Below are 16258 nucleotides of genomic sequence, written 5' to 3' on the forward strand. Positions count from 1 at the left end.
CACGGTACGTGGCGTACGGATCCGTGCGCGCACCCTGCCGCCGCGCGAGTTCCGCGGGCACGCTGGCGTGAACTGACCGTCTGGCGTGAACTGGCCGCCCGGCGCACCGCCCGGCGTGAACGGCCCGCCGCCCGATCCCGGAGGGAGCCCGTCGTGCTCCTCGGCACCTGGAACCTGGAGAACCTCTACCGTCCCGGCGGCCCCTTCGGCCCGAAGGACAAGGCCGCGTACGAGGCGAAGCTGTCCGCGCTCGCGGCGACGATCACCGCACTCGACCCGAGCCTGCTCGGCGTGCAGGAGGTCGGCGATCCCGCGGCCCTCGACGACCTGGCGGGGCTGCTCGACGGCACCTGGCACACGGCGGTGTCGCGGCACGCGGACGACCGGGGCATCCGGGTCGGCTTCCTGAGCCGCCTCGAACCGGAGGTGATCGCCGACGTGGAGGCGTTCCCGCCGAATCTGCGTCCCGTGCAGAGCGACGACGCGGGGCGGCAGATCGCCACGACGGGCCGCGGCCTGTTCGCCGTCCGCGTCTCCAGCCGCGCCCTCGTCGTCGACGCGGCCGTGTGCCATCTCAAGTCGAAGCTGCTCAGCTACCCCGGCGGCCGGTTCCAGCCCCGGGACGAGGGCGAGCGGGCCCGCGTCGGCGCGTACGCGCTCTACCGCCGCACGGCGGAGGCGGCGACGCTGCGGGCGCTCGCCGACGACCTCCTCGCGGGCGACGGCCGCGTCCGCGAGGTGGCGGTGCTCGGCGACCTCAACGACGAGGTGGCGGCCGCGACGACCCAGCTCCTGCTCGGCCCGCCCGGCTCCGAGCTCGGCACGCCCGGGCACGCCACGCCGGACAAGGGGGACGCGGCGCGGCTGTGGAACGTGGCGCCGCTGATCCCCGCCGAGCGCCGCTTCTCGCGCGTCACCTCCGGCCGCCGCGAGCTCATCGACCACGTGCTCCTGAGCCACCGCCTGCTGCGCCGTGTCACCTCCAACGGCACGGCGGGCACGGGGCGTCCGGACGACTCGGGCGCGCTCGACCTGCCGTCGGTGGGCCTGGACCCGACCGGGCGGCAGGGCGCGGCGGGCTCGGACCACGCGCCGGTGTGGGTGCGGTTCGGGTTCTGACGGCCGTCGTCCCTTGCCGCGGCTCCTGCCACCACCGCTGCCGCGATTCCTGCCGCGTCCGTTCAGCCGCGCGGCAGCACGGTCGAGAGGACCTGCGGCAGCGGATACCAGTCCGCCGACACGACGCTGGCGTGGCGGCCCGCGAGGAGCGCGACGCGGTCGCGGGCCTGTGCCTCCGTCGGGCGCGTGCCGTCGATGGCGGGCGGCACCTTGTGGGCGTCCGTCATCACCACCAGATAGCCCCGGTCGGCGTACCACTTGGTGTCGACGGACCCGCCCGCGTACACCGACGCGTCCCCGTCGAACAGCACGAACCAGGGCCGGATCGAGGCGTCCGCGTACCGGGTGCGCGGGTCGCCGGACGCGGCGCCGAGCACGGCGGGGAAGGCGCCCGCGTCCTGGATCCGGCCCGCGGCGGCCAGGTCCCGCAGGTGGGTCGCGTACTCGCGGTCGGTCCACAGGGTGTCGACCGGGTTGTTCTGCTCGACGGTGCCGGGGATGAGCTCGACGACGAACTTCCCGGCGAGCGCGGACCGTCCGGGCCAGCCGCCGGCGCGGACGGCGTCGTCGAGGGTGGCACCGCCGGAGGCCAGCTGGCCGGGGCGGTACAGGGCGTCGCCGAGCTTGCTGCGCAGGAGCGCGTCGAGCTCGGCGGGCCCGCGCCCGTTCCGCGCCTGGAAGCCGTCCTTCAGCTCGATCTTCAGGAGCACGGGCCGGTGCCCCGGGTGGGCGTCGTGCCAGGCCTTCATGTCGGCGAGGCACCCGTCGAGGCGCTGGTTGCGCGCCTTCGTCCGCAGCTCGTCGGGCCGCTGCGCGTTCTCGCAGTTGTTGTCGTTGCCGACCGGGTTGCTGTGCGAGACGCGCCAGCCGCCGCCGAACACATTGGTCCACACGTCGAGTTCCAGCATCGCGGCGCCGGAGTCGAGCGCGTCGGCGAAGTACGGGTACGCGGTCTTCTCGTACGCGTTGTGGACGCCGACGCCGGTGGTGGCGGCGTACGAGGGGTCGTCGGCGGCGGTCGCCGGTGCCCCTTGCACCGCGCACAGGAAGGCGCCCACCGCGATCGCCGCCCCGAATCTCCGAACCGTCCCTGCGCGCACGGCGCCCCCTCTGCCCTTGTTCTCGTGTGCTGTCGTGTTCACGGAAAGACGCAAGGAAACGTACGGGACGGGAGTGACCGACCGGAAGACGGCGACTTAAGGACAGCCCCGTGCGCCCTCCCCTCGGCGGGCCCGCAGGTCGTCTACCGTTTACGCCCGTTGACGATCAGGCACCCGAAAGGCAGCGCCCCATGGCCCTCACGCTCACCCTCACCGGACCGCGCCTCGCGCTCGCGGCGACCGCCGCCGTCCTCGCGATCGGCGCGCCCACGGCGTACGCGGCCCTCGACACCGACAAGCCGGCGGCCGCCACCGCGTCGGCGCCGCCCCGCGGCAAGCCCTTCGTCGAGACCCGCCTCTTCTTCGGCACCGAACGCCCCGACGGCGGCCCCGACGTGACGGACAAGCAGTTCATGAAGTTCATCGACGACGAGGTGACCCCCGGCTTCCCCGACGGCCTGACCGTGCAGAAGGGCCGGGGCCAGTGGAAGGACAGCAACGGGAAGATCGAGCGCGAGCGCTCCTACGAGCTGATCCTGCTGTACCCGACGGCCGAGGCGAAGCGGCGCGACAAGGTCATCGAGGAGATCCGCTCCGACTACGAGAAGAAGTTCGCGCAGGACTCGGTGGGACGGCTCGACGACCGGGCCCGCGTGGACTTCTGAGCGCGCCGCCCACGCTCGGCGCCGCCCACGCTCCGCGCCGCCCACGCTCCGCGCAGAACCGCGTGACGGGCGCCGTCCGCAATCCCCTTCACCACGGGCGGGCCCAATACGCCCCTTGCGGCTCTAGGCTGTTGCTGCCCGTGGCGAAGGGGGGACCGCCATGCTGCACGTGCCGCTGCACCGGGACTTCCGGTACATCCATGAGCCGCTGCCCGTGGGCGACGTCGCGATACCCGTGCTCGGGCACGAGGAGCTCGTCGACGCGCTCCGGGAGCGACTCACGTACTCGCACGGCGGGACCTTCCTCGTCACCGGCTTCCGCGGGGTCGGCAAGTCGACGCTCGTCCTGCGGGCGCTCGCGCGGGCGGCCGGTGAGCAGCGGCGCGCCGAGGCGCTGCTCACCGTGCATCTGAACGTGGCGCGGCGGATGGAGCCGGACCAGCTGCTCTTCGCCGTCGTACGGCGGATCTTCGAAACCCTGGAGGACCGGGGCCTGTTCGCGCGCCTGCCCGCGGAGGTCCGCGAGGCGCTGCTGCTCGCGTACACGCGGACGTCCCTGTCGTTCACGCAGACCCACTCCGAGGGCAGCGAGCACGGCGCCACGCTCGGCCTCGGCGGCCAGAAGGGCGGCCCGCTCGCGTCGCTCGCGCCCACGCTCAACATGACCGGCAAGAAGATGAGCACCCGCGCGACGGAGGCCTCCTTCCTCGCGTACTCGGAGACCGACGTCGAGCACGACCTCGTCCGCATCATCCAGCTGCTCGGCGACGCGGAGAGCTGCCGCCCGCCCCGGCGCAGGCGGCGGCTCGGGCGCCGCAAGCCGCGCCTGCGCATCCATCCGGTGATCGTGCTCGACGAGGTCGACAAGCTCACCGACAACTCCGCGGACGCCATCGCCGACCTGGAGCGGCTGCTCGGCACCCTCAAGAACGTGCTGACCGCGCGCGGCGCCCACTTCGTCGTCGTCGCCGGGCCCGACCTGCACGACCAGGTGCTCAAGGACGCGGACCGGGGCGGCGGCCTGTACGAGAGCGTGTTCGCGTGGCGGATGTACGTGCCGTGCCTGTGGGCGGCGCCGGAACGCCTTGTGACGGGCCTGTCCACGCTCGGGCGCGCGGAGCTGGGGCTCGGCCCGCTGCCGATGCCGTCGGCGCAGCGGCTGCTCACCCGCACCTGGGACGGGCAGTCCTCACAGGGCGAGGCGATGGCGCTCACGGCGCTCATCACCTACCTCCAGTTCAAGTCGCGCGGGGTGCCGCGCAGGCTGCTCCAGGAGTTCAACTCGCTGGTCGGCTGGGACCCTTCGGGCCGGCCGACGCTGCGCGTCGCGGGCGACGACTGGCAGCGGGTGCTGTTCTACAGCCACTTGGAGGCGGTCGTCACGGAGGCGGTGTCCGCGAACACGACGAGCGGTCTCGCGACCGTGCCGATCGACGTCGACCGGTGGCGGCTCGGCGGCTACCACCTGGTGGACTGGACGCTGCGCAGCCGCGGCCGGGTCTTCACCGCCGAGGACATCACGGGCGACGGCCAGCTCGACCCGCTCCTGCGGATGGACAGCCCGACCGCGGAGCGGCTGCTGCGTCATCTGGCGCACAGCGGCGTGGTGGAGGTCGTCAGCGAGGGTGACCGGCCGGACGCGACGGTGTACGGCAATCCCGCCGACACCGCCATCACGTACTACAAGCTCACCGACGGCTACGCGCGCCGCCTCGCGGGCTTCGCCCGGCACAGCGAGAACGAACGCGCCGACCTGGGCCTGCCCGCGCCGCCCGCGCGCAGCGTCTGGGAGGACACCCTGAGCCCGCCGGTCACGTCCACCGGCGCGCCGGCGGCGCCACCGCTGGCGGAACCGGAGCCACCGGTGCTGCTGCTCGCCGACCGCTACGAACTGCGCCAGCTCATCGGCCAGGGCGGCATGGGCGCGGTCTACCGCGGCCGCGATCTGCGGACGGGCGAGGAGATCGCGGTCAAGCTGCTGCACCGCGGCACCGCGCAGGACCCCGGCATGCGGGCCCGCTTCGCCCGCGAGGCGCAGATCGGCCTGCGCGTGCGGCACCCCAACATCACGCGCGGCATCGCGGTCGTGGAGGACCCGGAGCCCGCCCTGGTCATGGAGCTGATCGAGGGCCCTTCGCTCTCCGCGCTCCTGGAGGAGCACCGCCTGCCGCCCCCGCGCGCCCTCGCCTCCCTGGCCGCCGACCTGGGCGAGGCCCTCTCCTACCTGCACGCGATGGGCCTGTCCCGCATCGACCTGAAGCCGTCCAACGTCATCGTCCACCCCACCCGCGGCGCCGTGATCGTCGACCTCGGCGTGGCACGCGCCCTGGAGTCGGCCGCCGCGCAGCTGACGGTGACCGGCGTCGTCATCGGCACGCCCCTGTACATGGCCCCGGAGCACGTGAGCGGCGCGGAGGCGGACATCCGCTCCGACCTCTACGCCCTGGGCATCATCCTGTACGAGTGCGCCACGGGCCGCCGCCCGCACGAGGACGGCGACATGGTGCGGGTGATGTACTCGATCATCCACGAGGACATCGACGTCAGCGCGCTCGACGTGTCCCCCGAACTGCGTGACGTGCTGCGCACCTGTCTGGCCCGCGACCCGGCGCACCGCTATCAGGAGCCGGCCGACTTCCTGGCCGCCCTGCGTGCGACCCCGGAGGCGTCGGACCCGCCCGTCACGGGCTTCCACCCGCTGCCGGACACGGCCTGACGCCTATCCCAGGTTCACGTCCCCCACCGTGTGGGCCTGAATGACGGTCCCGTGCTGCACCCCGCCGCTGATGGTGTTGTACGCGACCCCGCCGCGCGCCTCTTCATGCCCCAACTCCCGCAGCAGCGCCTGTAGTTCGCGCGCCGCGTCGGGATCGTCCCGCAGCGCCCGCCGCATCCGGCTCCGCCACGCGGCCCGCACATCCCCCTCGGCCTCCGCGTCCCCGGCGTCCCTTGCGGCCACCAACTCCGCACGGGACTCGTCGAGTTCACCGGCGAGCCCGCCCTCACCCCCGTCCCGCCGCCGCCCGAGAAACGCGACCACCCGATCCCGGGCGTGCGCCCACCCGTCCCCCACCATCGCCTGCACGAGCGCGGTGGCACCGGCGGTGGCGAGGGCGGTCACTTCTGGGTCCACGGGGGCTCCTTCGTGCGGGTCGGGGGGTGCGCGGTCGGGTTCAACGGTAGCCGGGGCAGGGGATGTTGAGCGAGGGGCGCCGAGAGGCCGCCCTGCCGATGGTAGGAAAGTTTCCTAACAATTATCTCCCGCGTCATTGACGCGAACATGCCCGCTCGCCACCATGCCTGAGACAGTCCTCCCCACCCCCCACCCCCCAGGAGAAGGACATGCCTCCCACCTCTCGTGCGCCCATATCCCGTCGCCGCAAGGCCCGTTGGGGCGTGCCCGCCGCCGCGGGGGCCGCGCTCGCCGTCGCCGGTGGGCTGCTCGTCTGGTCGCCCGCCGACGCCGCCGAGGGCGGGCGGGACGCGCGGGCCGCGTTCTCCGCCGTCGCCGTCGGGGACATCGCCGAGCAGTGCACCAAGAGCGACAGCAGGTGCGCGCACCCGAAGACCGCGGCGCTCGTGCAGCAGCTCAATCCGGACTTCGTGATGACCATGGGCGACAACCAGTACGACGACGCCCGCCTCAAGGACTTCCAGAAGTACTACGCAACCACCTGGGGCGCCTTCAAGAGCAAGACGCGGCCGGTGCCGGGCAACCACGAGACGTACGACCCGGCCGGGCCGCTCAAGGGGTACAAGAGCTACTTCGGGGACATCGCGTACCCGAAGGGGAAGAGCTACTACAGCTACGACCAGGGAAACTGGCACTTCGTCGCCCTCGACTCCAACAGCTTCGACGACTCCGCGCAGATCAACTGGCTGAAGTCCGACCTCGCAGGCACCGCCAAGAAGTGCGTGGCCGCGTACTTCCACCACCCGCTGTTCTCCTCCGGCGAGCACGGCAACAACCCCGTCAGCAAACCCGTCTGGAAGCTGCTCCGCGGCGCGAAGGCCGAACTCGTGCTCGGCGGGCACGACCACCACTACGAGCGGTTCGCGCCGCAGGACGAGAACGGGAAGGCCGACGCGGACAAGGGCATCGTCGAGGTGATCGCCGGGACCGGCGGCGCCAACCCGTACAAGATCGAGGAAGTGCAGCCCAACAGCCAGAAGCGGATCACCAACACCTACGGCGTGGTGAAGTTCGACTTCGGCGACGACGGGTTCTCCTGGAAGCTCATCGGGACGGACGGGGCGACCAAGGACAGCAGCCCCTCGTACAACTGCCGCTGACCCGGACCGGACAGCGCACCGATGTATCTGGCCTCCACCGACGCGGTCGCCACCGCGGCCAAGGCCCGCACTCGCCGCGGCCGCGTCACCGGTCCCGTCCTCGCGCTCGGCGCGGTCAGCCTCGTCACGGACATCTCCTCGGAGATGGTCACGGCCGTGCTGCCGCTGTACTTCGTCCTCGGACTCGGGCTCTCGCCGCTCGCGTTCGGATTCCTCGACGGGCTCTACAACGGCGTGACCGCGTTCGTGCGGCTCCTCGGCGGGTACGCCGCCGACCGCGGCGGGCGGCACAAGCTCGTCGCGGGCTCCGGCTACCTGCTGTCCGCCCTGTCCCGGCTCGGTCTGCTGCTCGCGGGCGGCGCCACCGCCGGGATCGGGGCCGCGCTCGCCGCCGACCGCCTCGGCAAGGGCGTGCGCACCGCGCCGCGCGACGCGCTGATCTCCCTGAACAGCCCGCCCGACGCACTCGGCCGCGCCTTCGGCGTGCACCGGGCGATGGACACCACCGGCGCGCTGCTCGGCCCGCTCGCCGCGTTCGCGCTGCTGTGGGTCACGGCGGACGCGTACGACGCCGTCTTCGTCGTCAGCTTCTGCTTCGGGCTCTTCGGGGTGCTGCTGATGGCGGCGTTCGTACCGGGGCGCGAGGCACTGCCCGCGGCCCGCCCGAAAACCCGCTTGAGCGCGTCGCTCGCACTGCTTCGCGACGCCGGCTTCCGGCGCCTGTGCGGGGCCGCCGCGCTCCTCGGCGCCGCCACGGTCGGCGACGCCTTCCTGTATCTGCTGCTCCAGCGGCGGCTCGACTTCGGCGAGAGCTGGTTCCCGCTGCTTCCGCTCGGCACCGCCGCGGTGTATCTGCTCCTCGCCGTCCCCGCGGGGCGGCTCGCCGACCGGTTCGGGCGGCGCGGGCCGTTCCTCGCCGGGCACGGCGCGCTGCTCGCGGCGTACGCCCTGCTGCTCCTGCCGACCGGCGGGCGGGCGCTGCTCGTCGGGGTGCTGCTCGCGCTCGGCGTCTTCTACGCCGCCACGGACGGCGTCCTGATGGCGCTCGCCACGCCCTTCGTACCGCCGGGGCAGCGCGCCGCAGGCATGGCCGTGGTCCAGACCGGCCAGGCGCTCAGCCGGCTCGTCGCCGCGGCCGGGTTCGGCGCGGCATGGACGCTGTGGGGCGTCGGCGCCGCGCTGACCTGCGCGGTGCTCGCGCTCACGGTGGCGATCGGGGGTGCGGCGGCACTGCTGCCGCGCCGACCGCACCCCTCCGCTCCCCACGCCGCCAGTGCCCCCACCGAAGGGACACCATGAACTCCGCCCCCTCCCCCCGCTTCCGCGTCCGCGTCATCGCCGTCGCCGCGGCCGCCGCCCTGCTCACGGCCATCGCCGTCGCCTACACCATGCGGGCCGCGCACGACGCCCAACCGGTCTCCGCCACCTCGGAGTTCGCCCTCGACCGCGGCCACCTCTACTTCCGCTCCACGGAGGCCGGGGCGGGCCGGGTGGCCCGGCTTCCCGTCGCGGGCGGGGTGCGCCGCACCACCGGCGGCCCCTCCTGCGAGCGCTTCCACGCCGCCGGGGGCACCGCCCTGTGCCTGCTGCGCCGCCCCGGCATCCCGCCCAAGTCGTACGCCGTCGTCCTCGACGAACGCCTGCGCGAGAAGCGGCGCGTGGCGCTCACCGGCATCCCCAACCGGGCCCGCGTCTCGGCGTCGGGCCGGATGCTTTCGTGGACGATGTTCACGACCGGCGACTCCTACGCGGGCGGCGGCTCCTCCTTCTCCACCCGCACCTCGATCCTGGACACCCGCACCGGCTACCTGATCAAGAACATGGAGGAGATCCCGCTCACCGTCGACGGCCGCCGCCACCACGCCCCCGACGTCAACTACTGGGGCGTCACCTTCGCCCGCGACGACAACCGCTTCTACGCCACCGTCTCGACGCGGGGCAAGACGTATCTCGTCCGCGGCGACCTGCGGAAGTGGGCCGCGCGGGCCCTGCGCGAGAACGTGGAGTGCCCGTCCCTGTCCCCGGACAACACCCGCGTCGCGTTCAAGAAGCGGGTACGCAAGGGCACGTCGGACCCGTGGCGCCTGTACGTCCTCGACCTGCGCACGATGCGCGAGCACCCCGTCGCCGAGCGCCGCAGCGTCGACGACCAGGCGGCGTGGCTGGACGACGGCACGCTCGCGTACGCCCTGCCGGGCCGCGAAGGCCGCAAGCAGGACATCTGGACGGTGCCGGCCGACGGCTCCGGGCGGGCGGAGCTGCGGGTGCCCGGGGGCAGTTCACCGGCGGCGGTGCGCTGAACCCTCACGAGATATTCAGGTGCGTACGAGGCCGCGCCGCACGCACGATGGGCCCATGACCACCCCACACCGCACCGTCGTCCCGTCCCTCTTCCCGCCCCCTGGATACGCCCACGCAGCCGTCGTCGAAGCCGGGACCCGGCTCGCCTTCATGGCCGGTTCCGTGCCGCTCGACGCCGATGGGAAGCTGGTCGGCGCGGGGGACGTGGCGGCGCAGACGCGGCAGGTCGTCGCCAACCTCGACGAGGCCCTGCGCGCCATCGGCAGCGACCTGTCGCAGGTCGTGGCGAGCACGGTGTACGTGGTCGGGGACGTGCCCGGCGTCCTCACCGAGGCGTGGGAGGTCGTCCGCGCCTCCGGCCTCCTCACCCCCGAGCCGCACACGTCGACGCTGCTCGGCGTGACCGTCCTCGGCTACCCGGGACAGCTCGTCGAGATCACCGCGACGGCCGTGGTGCCGGACGGAGCCGACGGGTGACCGCGGCGGCCGTCACCCTGCGCCCCGCGACGGCGGCCGACGCGCCCGCCGTCGCCGAGGTCTATCTGCGCTCGTACGACGCCGCGCTGCCGACGGTGCGCCGGGCCCACTCCGACGACGCGGTGCGGGACTACTTCGCGCGCGTGGTGCTGCCCCGCGGCGGCACGTGGGTGGCGGTCGCGGCGGACGCGGTCGTCGGGATGATGGTGCTCGACGGCGCGGAGCTGAGCCAGCTCTATCTGGCGCCCGACCGGCGCGGCCAGGGCATCGGCGACCGCTTCGTCGCGCTCGCCAAGGAGCACGCCCCGGACGGCCTCACGCTGTGGACGTTCCAGGTCAACGCGCCCGCGCGGCGCTTCTACGAACGCCATGGCTTCGTGGCGGCCGAGCGGACGGACGGGGACAACGAGGAGGGCGAGCCGGACGTGCGGTACGTGTGGCGGCCCTGAGGCGTCAGTGTCCTGAGGCGTCAGTGTTTCGCGTTGCGCGCGAGGTCGAGCGCGTACCGCGGCCACCAGTCCCCCGCCGCCGGGCCGCCCCTGCACTCCCCGTCGGACTCGCCGGGCCGCTTGATCCACAGGTAGGCGTCGATCGCGGGGTCGCCGGTGCGGGTGGTGGGCGGGGTGCCGAGGGCGCGGCCCGGCGGGTTGCACCAGGGCTTGTCGCCCGCGTAGGGCCCGTTGCCGTTGCGGCTGGTGTCGACGACGAAGTGCCGGTCGCCGCCGAGCACCCGGGCGACGCGGTGCCCGTACTCCGAACTCACCGCGTTCGTGTGGAAGTTGGACACGTTGAGCGCGAAGCCGTCCGCCTTGTCGATGCCCGAGCGGCGCAGCGGTGCGGCCAGGCGCCGCTCCTGCGGGATCCAGGTGGCGTTGCCCGCGTCGAGGTACACCTTGGCGCCGGGCTGCCGCTTGAGCCGGGTGACGGCGTAGTCGAGCAGCGCGTACCGCTCGGCGGCGTCGGCCCCCGGGCAGCCCGCCACCATCTGCGCGATGGCGTCCGGTTCCACGACGACGTACGCGTCGTGCGCGGCGAGCCCTTCGGCGAAGCCGTCGATCCAGTCCCGGTAGTGGTCGGCGTCGTCGGCGCCGCCCGCCGAGTAGTCCCCGCAGTCGCGGTGCGGGATGAAGTACGCGACGAGGACGGCGGTGCGGCCCGCGGCTGCCGCCCGCCGCACCAGCGAGCGCACCACCGGGCCCGGCCGGTCCTTGTTCAGCCACTCCGCCTGCGGGCGGACCGCGATGCGCGCCACGGTCCAGGCGTCGGTCAGGCGCCACTGTCGCCACCAGAGGGCGACCTGCCGGGACGCGGGGGTGTCCGGGTTCACCCAGAACGTGACGTCCCGCGTCGCGGGGGCGGTGTCCTGAGCCTTGGGAGCCGCGGGCGCCGCGGGCGCGGCGGCGAGCGCGCCGAGCGCGAGGGCGGCGACGACGGCGCGGGACGGTCGACGGGGGTGACGGGGGTGACGGGGGCGACGGGGGCGAGGGGGATCGGTGGACACCGGGCGGCTCCGCGATCGGGGCGCCGGACGGGCCCGGCGCGCTTCTCTCACGGAGTGTGCGACGCGGGGCCCTGGCGGGCGGCTGGACCGGGCGTGGGTGCCGTGGAAGATCACTCCTACGGCGTTCCTGTCCCCTTGGATTCCTGCCCTTGATCGGCCTTCGGCCTCGTCCTCAAACTCCCCCAAGCTCTGACGAGCAGGGGGTACCCCCTGACGGGCTGAAATTCCGTCGCTCAGGCTGGATTCCGCTCGCGGAACCCGTCGGTGGCCGCCACCAAGGCCCCCACGATGCCGCCGGCACCGGCGTCGTGGCCCGCGTCGTCCACCAGGATCAGGTCCGCCGTCCCCCACGCCTCCCGCAGGCGCCAGGGGATGCCGAGGAGGTTGCCGAAGTCGAGGGCGCCCTGGACCAGGACGCCCGGGATGCCGTGGAGCGACGCCGCGTCGCGCAGGACCGCGCCGTCCTCGCCGAGCCAGTGGCCGTTGGCCCAGTAGTGCGTGACGGTGCGCGCGAATCCGGCGCGGAACGTCGCGTCCTCGTACCGGGGCACGGACCGCGGTGGCTGCGCGGCCATGGCCGTCTCCCAGTCGGTCCAGGCCCGCGCGGCCCGCGCCCGGGTCTCCGCGTCCCCTGACTCCAGGAGGCGGTGGTAGGCCCCGGCCAGGTCACCGTCGCGCTCGGCCTCGGGCACCTGGGCGCGGAACGCCTCCCACGCCTCGGGGAAGATCCGGCCGAGCCCCCGGGTCATGAGGTCGACCTCGGCCTGACTGCCGGTGGCGACGCCGGTGAGGACCAGCTCGGACACCCGGTCGGGGTACGTCTGCGCGTACCGCAGGCCGAGCGCGGAGCCCCACGACGCGCCCCACACCAGCCACCGCTCGATGCCGAGGTGGCGACGCAGGAGCTCCAGGTCGGCGAGCAGGTGCTTGGCCGTGTTGACGCCCATGTCGGTGCCGTGCCCGCTCGCGTGGGGCGTCGAGCGGCCGCTGCCGCGCTGGTCGAGAAGGACGATCCGGTACGCGTCGGGGTCGAAGTAGCGCCGGTGGCCCGGCGTGCAGCCGGATCCGGGCCCGCCGTGCAGGACCACGGCGGGCTTGCCCCGCGGGTTGCCGCAGACCTCCCAGTACACGCGGTTGCCGTCACCGACGTCGAGCAGGCCGTGGTCGTACGGTTCGATCTGCGGGTAAAGAGGCATCCGAGCACCCTAGAGGCCGCGTCGGTCCGGCGTCGCATCGATTTCCGCGTCAGGTGAGCACCGCTCCCACGGCCACGAACCCGCAGATCAGCAGGAACAGCAGCGCGAGCAGCGGCCACACGAACCGCAGGTACTTGTCGTAGCCGACCTTCGCGAGCGCCACCCCGCCGATCGTCACGGCCGTCGTCGGCACCCACAGGTTCATCCAGCCGCTCGCCGCCGCCCAGGCCGTGACGACGACGGACCGCGAGACGTCGGCGAAGTCCGCGAGCGGCGCGAGGATCGGCATGGCGAGCGTGGCATGGCCCGAGGTGGAGGGGATGAGGAAGGCCAGGGGCAGGTTCACGATGAAGACGATCACCGCGAACAGGCCGGACGAGGTGCCCTTGACCACGCCCTCGATCGAGTGAAGGACGGTGTCCGTGATCCGCGAATTGTTCATGATCACGGTGACTCCGCGGGCGAGCACGATCACCAGGGCGGGCGAGATGAAGTCGGCCGCGCCCTGGATGACGGTCGCGCTCAGCTTCTGCTCGCCCATCCGCGCCACCAGACCCACGAGCACCGCCGCGCACAGGAAGAGCGCCGCCAACTGCGGGAAGGACCAGCCGAGTTCAAAGCCGTACGGCTCGGCGTCGGCCTTGCCCGTCAGGGCGCTGGACCACGGCACCACCGAGAAGATCATGAAGGCGAAGACCAGGGCGACCACGACGAGGATCGCCTTGTGCAGACCGGTGAGCTCGGGCACCTCGCCCGCGTCGGCGGCCGTCAGCTCGCGGTCGCCGGGCAGGAAGCCGCTGAGGGAGCGGCCGGGGTCCTTCTGTACGCGCTTCGCGTACCGGATGACGTACGCGACGGTGACCGCCGTGAGCACCAGCCACATCGCGAACCGCAGCACGATCCCGTCGCCGAGCGAGATGTCCGCCGCCGACGAGGCCACTCCGGTCGCGAACGGGTTGACGGTCGAGCACAGCACGCCGATGCCCGCACCCAGGATGATCGCACCGACGGCCGTCATCCGGTCGTACCCGAGCGCCAGCATCAACGGCACGATCAGGCCGTAGAACCCGAGCGTCTCCTCCGCGAAGCCCTCCACCGTCCCGAGGACGGAGAAGACCACCATGACGCCCGCGATCAGCAGCGCGCCGCGCTCGCGCAGGCGGTGGGCGAGGCGCTCGATGCCGCGGTCGAGGGCGCCGGTGGCGAAGACGACGGTGATGAACGCGCCGATCGCGAGGACGAAGAGGAACACGCCCGCGCTGCCGTACAGCTCACCGGCGAGATCCGGGCCGACCTGACCGGACTTGGGGTCCTGGATGCCGTACAGGCCGTTGACGGGCGCCAGGAAGAGGTCGTTGAGGCGGTCCACGAAGGACTGCTCGTCGGGGACGCGGTGGTAACTGCCCTGGACGGGCGCGCCCTTGGCGTCGCGGTCGTAGGCGCCGGAGGGGATCAGGAACGCGAGCAGCCACACCGCCACCGTGACGACGGCGAGGACGGTCAGCGCGCTGGGGAAGGTGAACTTGCCCTTGGGCGTCGGCTCTTCGGTGTCGGGGCCGGCGGCGGTGGCGCTCATGGCCGGCCCCCGGCGGCGAAGTCGGCGGCGTACTCGCGGACGAACGCCCCCATGGCGACCACCGTGTTGCGCAGCTCCGAGAGCAGGACGTGCTCGTTCGGCGCGTGCAGGTTGCACATGCTGTCCTGGGCGCCGAAGAGCAGCACCTCCGCGCCGGGTGCGGCCGTCGCGAGCCCGTTGACCAGCGGGATCGAGCCGCCCGTCGCCACGTACGAGGCGTCCTCGCCCCAGGCCTCCTTGAGCGCGGCGAGCGCGGCGCGGTAGGCGGGGCCGCCGGTGCGCGCCTCGTAGCCGGGGCCCGTGTCGCCCGGGGTGACGGTCAGCGGGATGCCGAAGGGCTTCAGGGACCGCAGGTGGTCGACGAGCCGCGCCTGCGCGTCGCGCGGGTCCTGCCGGGGATGGAAGCGCAGATTCAGCTTGGCGCGCGCGTACGGCACGACCGCCGACGCCGCGTGCTCGACGCTCGGCGCGTCCAGGCCGATCACGGTGATCGCGGGCCCGCTCCACAGCCGTTCGCCGAGGCTGCCGCTGCCGATGAGCGGGATCCCGTCGCGCACGCCCGCGAGGTCGCGGAACTCCTCCTCGGTGTACGAGGTGCCGTCCCACTCGTCGCGGCGCAGGCCCTCGACGGCGACGTCGCCGTGCACGTCGTGGAGGGTGGCGAGGGCTTTGAGGAGCACGAGGAGGGCGTCGGGCGCGGCGCCGCCGAACTCGCCGCTGTGCCGCGGCTCGTCCAGGGTGCGGACCTCGACGGTGACCTCGGCCGCGCCGCGCAGCCCCGTGGTGAGGGTCGGCGTGCCGGGGCGCAGGTTGCCGAGGTCGGCGATGACCATGGCGTCGCAGGCGAAGCGCCCGGGGTCGGTGGGCGGGTAGGCGTCGAAGGCGCTGCCGTACTCCTCCTGCCCCTCGACGACGATCTTGACGCCGACGGGCGGGCGTCCGCCGTACGCGCGGAGCATGCCGAGGTGGGCGATGACGTTGGACTTGTCGTCGGCGATGCCGCGGGCCCGCAGGCCGCCGTCGACGGGGGTCGGCTCGAAGGGCGGCGACTTCCACAGCCGCTCGTCGCCGGGCGGCTGCACGTCGTAGTGCCCGTACAGCAGGACGGTGGGCGCGTCCGGCGCGGGCGGGGGGATCTCGCCGTAGACGACCGGGGCGGTGTCGGGCAGGTCGATGCGCTCGACGGCGGGCACACCGGCGTCCCGCAGCAGCGCGGCGACCAGGTCGTGGGCCTCCTCGACCGGGCCGCTCGGGAATCCGGGGAAGGCGATCGAGGGGATCGTGGCAAGCCGTTCGAGGTCGGCGCGCAGGCCGTCCATCAGGCCGTCGACCGTGGTTGCGAGCTCTTCGGGCGTCATGGGCAGCACCTCTGCATGCAAGATTGCCGTATTTACCATGTTTATTGAATTTGCTGTGATTCAGCCCGAATTATCGAGTGTGAGCGCTGGCGGATTCCGGACGGCTCGCCGGTGGCCCTGGGTGCCCGCACCGATGCCGCATTAAGGTCGAGGACATGGCTTCGGAGACGTCAGCGAACACGGCGGACACGACCGGCGGCAGCGTCCGCGTCGACAGCTGGATCTGGTCGGTGCGCCTGGTCAAGAGCCGCTCCATGGGCGCGGCGGCCTGCAAGGGCGGGCACGTCCGCGTCAACGGCGAGCGCGTGAAGCCCGCGTACGGGGTGAAGCCGGGCGACAAGATCCGCCTGCGTCAGGCCGGGGGCCGCGAGCGTGTGGTGATCGTCAAGCGCGTCATCCGCAAGCGGGTGGGTGCGCCCGTGGCCGTCGAGTGCTACGTCGACAACAGCCCGCCGCCGCCTCCGCGCGAGGCCGTTGCCCCGGCGGGGGTGCGCGACCGGGGCGCCGGTCGCCCCACGAAGCGGGACCGCCGCGACATGGAGCGCCTCAAGGGCACCCTGGGCCTCGGCTGACCCCCTGGGGGCTCCGCCCCCCAGACCCCCTTCTCTCCGGCGCTGCGCGCCTCGCCCTCAAACGCCGGGCAGGCTGATTCCCCCACCCACCCGCCCTTCC

15 protein-coding genes are annotated in these 16258 nt (G+C 73.3%); 9 read left to right on the forward strand and 6 right to left on the reverse strand.

Annotated elements, in window-relative coordinates; genetic code table 11:
* Positions 1-153 precede the first annotated feature (153 nt).
* Complete coding sequence (locus ACFWZ5_RS15200; protein ID WP_384797489.1) at positions 154-1119, forward strand: endonuclease/exonuclease/phosphatase family protein; 966 nt, start codon at positions 154-156, stop codon at positions 1117-1119.
* A gap of 62 nt (positions 1120-1181) precedes the next feature.
* Here ACFWZ5_RS15200 and ACFWZ5_RS15205 read toward each other — a convergent pair whose 3' ends face one another.
* Complete coding sequence (locus tag ACFWZ5_RS15205; RefSeq protein WP_384797538.1) at positions 1182-2219, reverse strand: phosphatidylinositol-specific phospholipase C domain-containing protein; 1038 nt, start codon at positions 2217-2219, stop codon at positions 1182-1184.
* Positions 2220-2410: 191 nt separating this feature from the next.
* On the opposite strand from ACFWZ5_RS15205, the gene ACFWZ5_RS15210 reads away from it, so the two are divergent.
* Positions 2411-2884 carry a DUF3574 domain-containing protein gene (locus ACFWZ5_RS15210; protein ID WP_384797492.1) on the forward strand — a complete coding sequence of 158 codons (474 nt, stop codon included), beginning with the start codon at positions 2411-2413 and terminating at the stop codon, positions 2882-2884.
* A gap of 160 nt (positions 2885-3044) precedes the next feature.
* Positions 3045-5600, forward strand: coding sequence for a protein kinase (locus ACFWZ5_RS15215; protein WP_384797498.1), 2556 nt, complete (start codon positions 3045-3047; stop codon positions 5598-5600).
* A gap of 3 nt (positions 5601-5603) precedes the next feature.
* Here ACFWZ5_RS15215 and ACFWZ5_RS15220 read toward each other — a convergent pair whose 3' ends face one another.
* Positions 5604-6017, reverse strand: a complete 414-nt coding sequence (locus ACFWZ5_RS15220) for a hypothetical protein (RefSeq protein ID WP_384797501.1) — start codon at positions 6015-6017, stop codon at positions 5604-5606.
* Between the two features lie 209 nt (positions 6018-6226).
* Between ACFWZ5_RS15220 and ACFWZ5_RS15225 the strand changes: the two genes are divergently transcribed.
* Genes ACFWZ5_RS15225 through ACFWZ5_RS15245 form a run of 5 tightly spaced genes read left to right on the forward strand, consistent with a single transcriptional unit; the run spans position 6227 to position 10404 of the window.
* The gene (locus tag ACFWZ5_RS15225) at positions 6227-7177 is read left to right on the forward strand and encodes a metallophosphoesterase family protein (RefSeq protein WP_384797505.1); all 951 of its coding nucleotides are present in this window, start codon (positions 6227-6229) and stop codon (positions 7175-7177) included.
* Positions 7178-7198: 21 nt separating this feature from the next.
* On the forward strand, positions 7199-8476 hold the full coding sequence (locus ACFWZ5_RS15230) for an MFS transporter (protein WP_384797508.1): 1278 nt from the start codon (positions 7199-7201) through the stop codon (positions 8474-8476).
* On the forward strand, positions 8473-9477 hold the full coding sequence (locus ACFWZ5_RS15235; protein WP_384797511.1) for a TolB family protein: 1005 nt from the start codon (positions 8473-8475) through the stop codon (positions 9475-9477). The genes ACFWZ5_RS15230 and ACFWZ5_RS15235 overlap by 4 nt, the downstream gene beginning before the upstream one ends.
* Positions 9478-9532: 55 nt before the next feature.
* Complete coding sequence (locus tag ACFWZ5_RS15240; protein ID WP_384797514.1) at positions 9533-9955, forward strand: RidA family protein; 423 nt, start codon at positions 9533-9535, stop codon at positions 9953-9955.
* Positions 9952-10404 carry a GNAT family N-acetyltransferase gene (locus ACFWZ5_RS15245; protein WP_384797517.1) on the forward strand — a complete coding sequence of 151 codons (453 nt, stop codon included), beginning with the start codon at positions 9952-9954 and terminating at the stop codon, positions 10402-10404. Before ACFWZ5_RS15240 ends, ACFWZ5_RS15245 begins: the two co-directional genes overlap by 4 nt.
* A gap of 20 nt (positions 10405-10424) precedes the next feature.
* Here the strand turns inward: ACFWZ5_RS15245 and ACFWZ5_RS15250 are convergent, their stop codons facing one another.
* The 4 genes from ACFWZ5_RS15250 to ACFWZ5_RS15265 all read right to left on the reverse strand — a co-directional run bounded on the left by ACFWZ5_RS15250 (position 10425) and on the right by ACFWZ5_RS15265 (position 15586).
* A complete protein-coding gene (locus tag ACFWZ5_RS15250) occupies positions 10425-11456 on the reverse strand; it encodes a glycoside hydrolase family 6 protein (RefSeq protein WP_384797520.1) in 1032 nt (343 codons plus the stop codon).
* Positions 11457-11689: 233 nt separating this feature from the next.
* A complete protein-coding gene (pip, locus tag ACFWZ5_RS15255; RefSeq protein WP_384797523.1) occupies positions 11690-12652 on the reverse strand; it encodes a prolyl aminopeptidase in 963 nt (320 codons plus the stop codon).
* Positions 12653-12701: 49 nt separating this feature from the next.
* On the reverse strand, positions 12702-14228 hold the full coding sequence (locus tag ACFWZ5_RS15260) for a YfcC family protein (protein ID WP_384797526.1): 1527 nt from the start codon (positions 14226-14228) through the stop codon (positions 12702-12704).
* Positions 14225-15586 carry a M20/M25/M40 family metallo-hydrolase gene (locus ACFWZ5_RS15265; RefSeq protein ID WP_384797529.1) on the reverse strand — a complete coding sequence of 454 codons (1362 nt, stop codon included), beginning with the start codon at positions 15584-15586 and terminating at the stop codon, positions 14225-14227. The genes ACFWZ5_RS15260 and ACFWZ5_RS15265 overlap by 4 nt, the downstream gene beginning before the upstream one ends.
* A gap of 155 nt (positions 15587-15741) precedes the next feature.
* Here ACFWZ5_RS15265 and ACFWZ5_RS15270 point away from each other — a divergent pair, with 155 nt between their 5' ends.
* Entirely contained in the window at positions 15742-16158 is a 417-nt protein-coding gene (locus tag ACFWZ5_RS15270; protein WP_384797532.1) for an RNA-binding S4 domain-containing protein, read from the forward strand.
* Positions 16159-16258 lie beyond the last annotated feature (100 nt).

This window comes from Streptomyces sp. NPDC059003, assembly GCF_042740445.1.
In the GTDB taxonomy this organism is placed as follows: Bacteria; Actinomycetota; Actinomycetes; order Streptomycetales; family Streptomycetaceae; genus Streptomyces.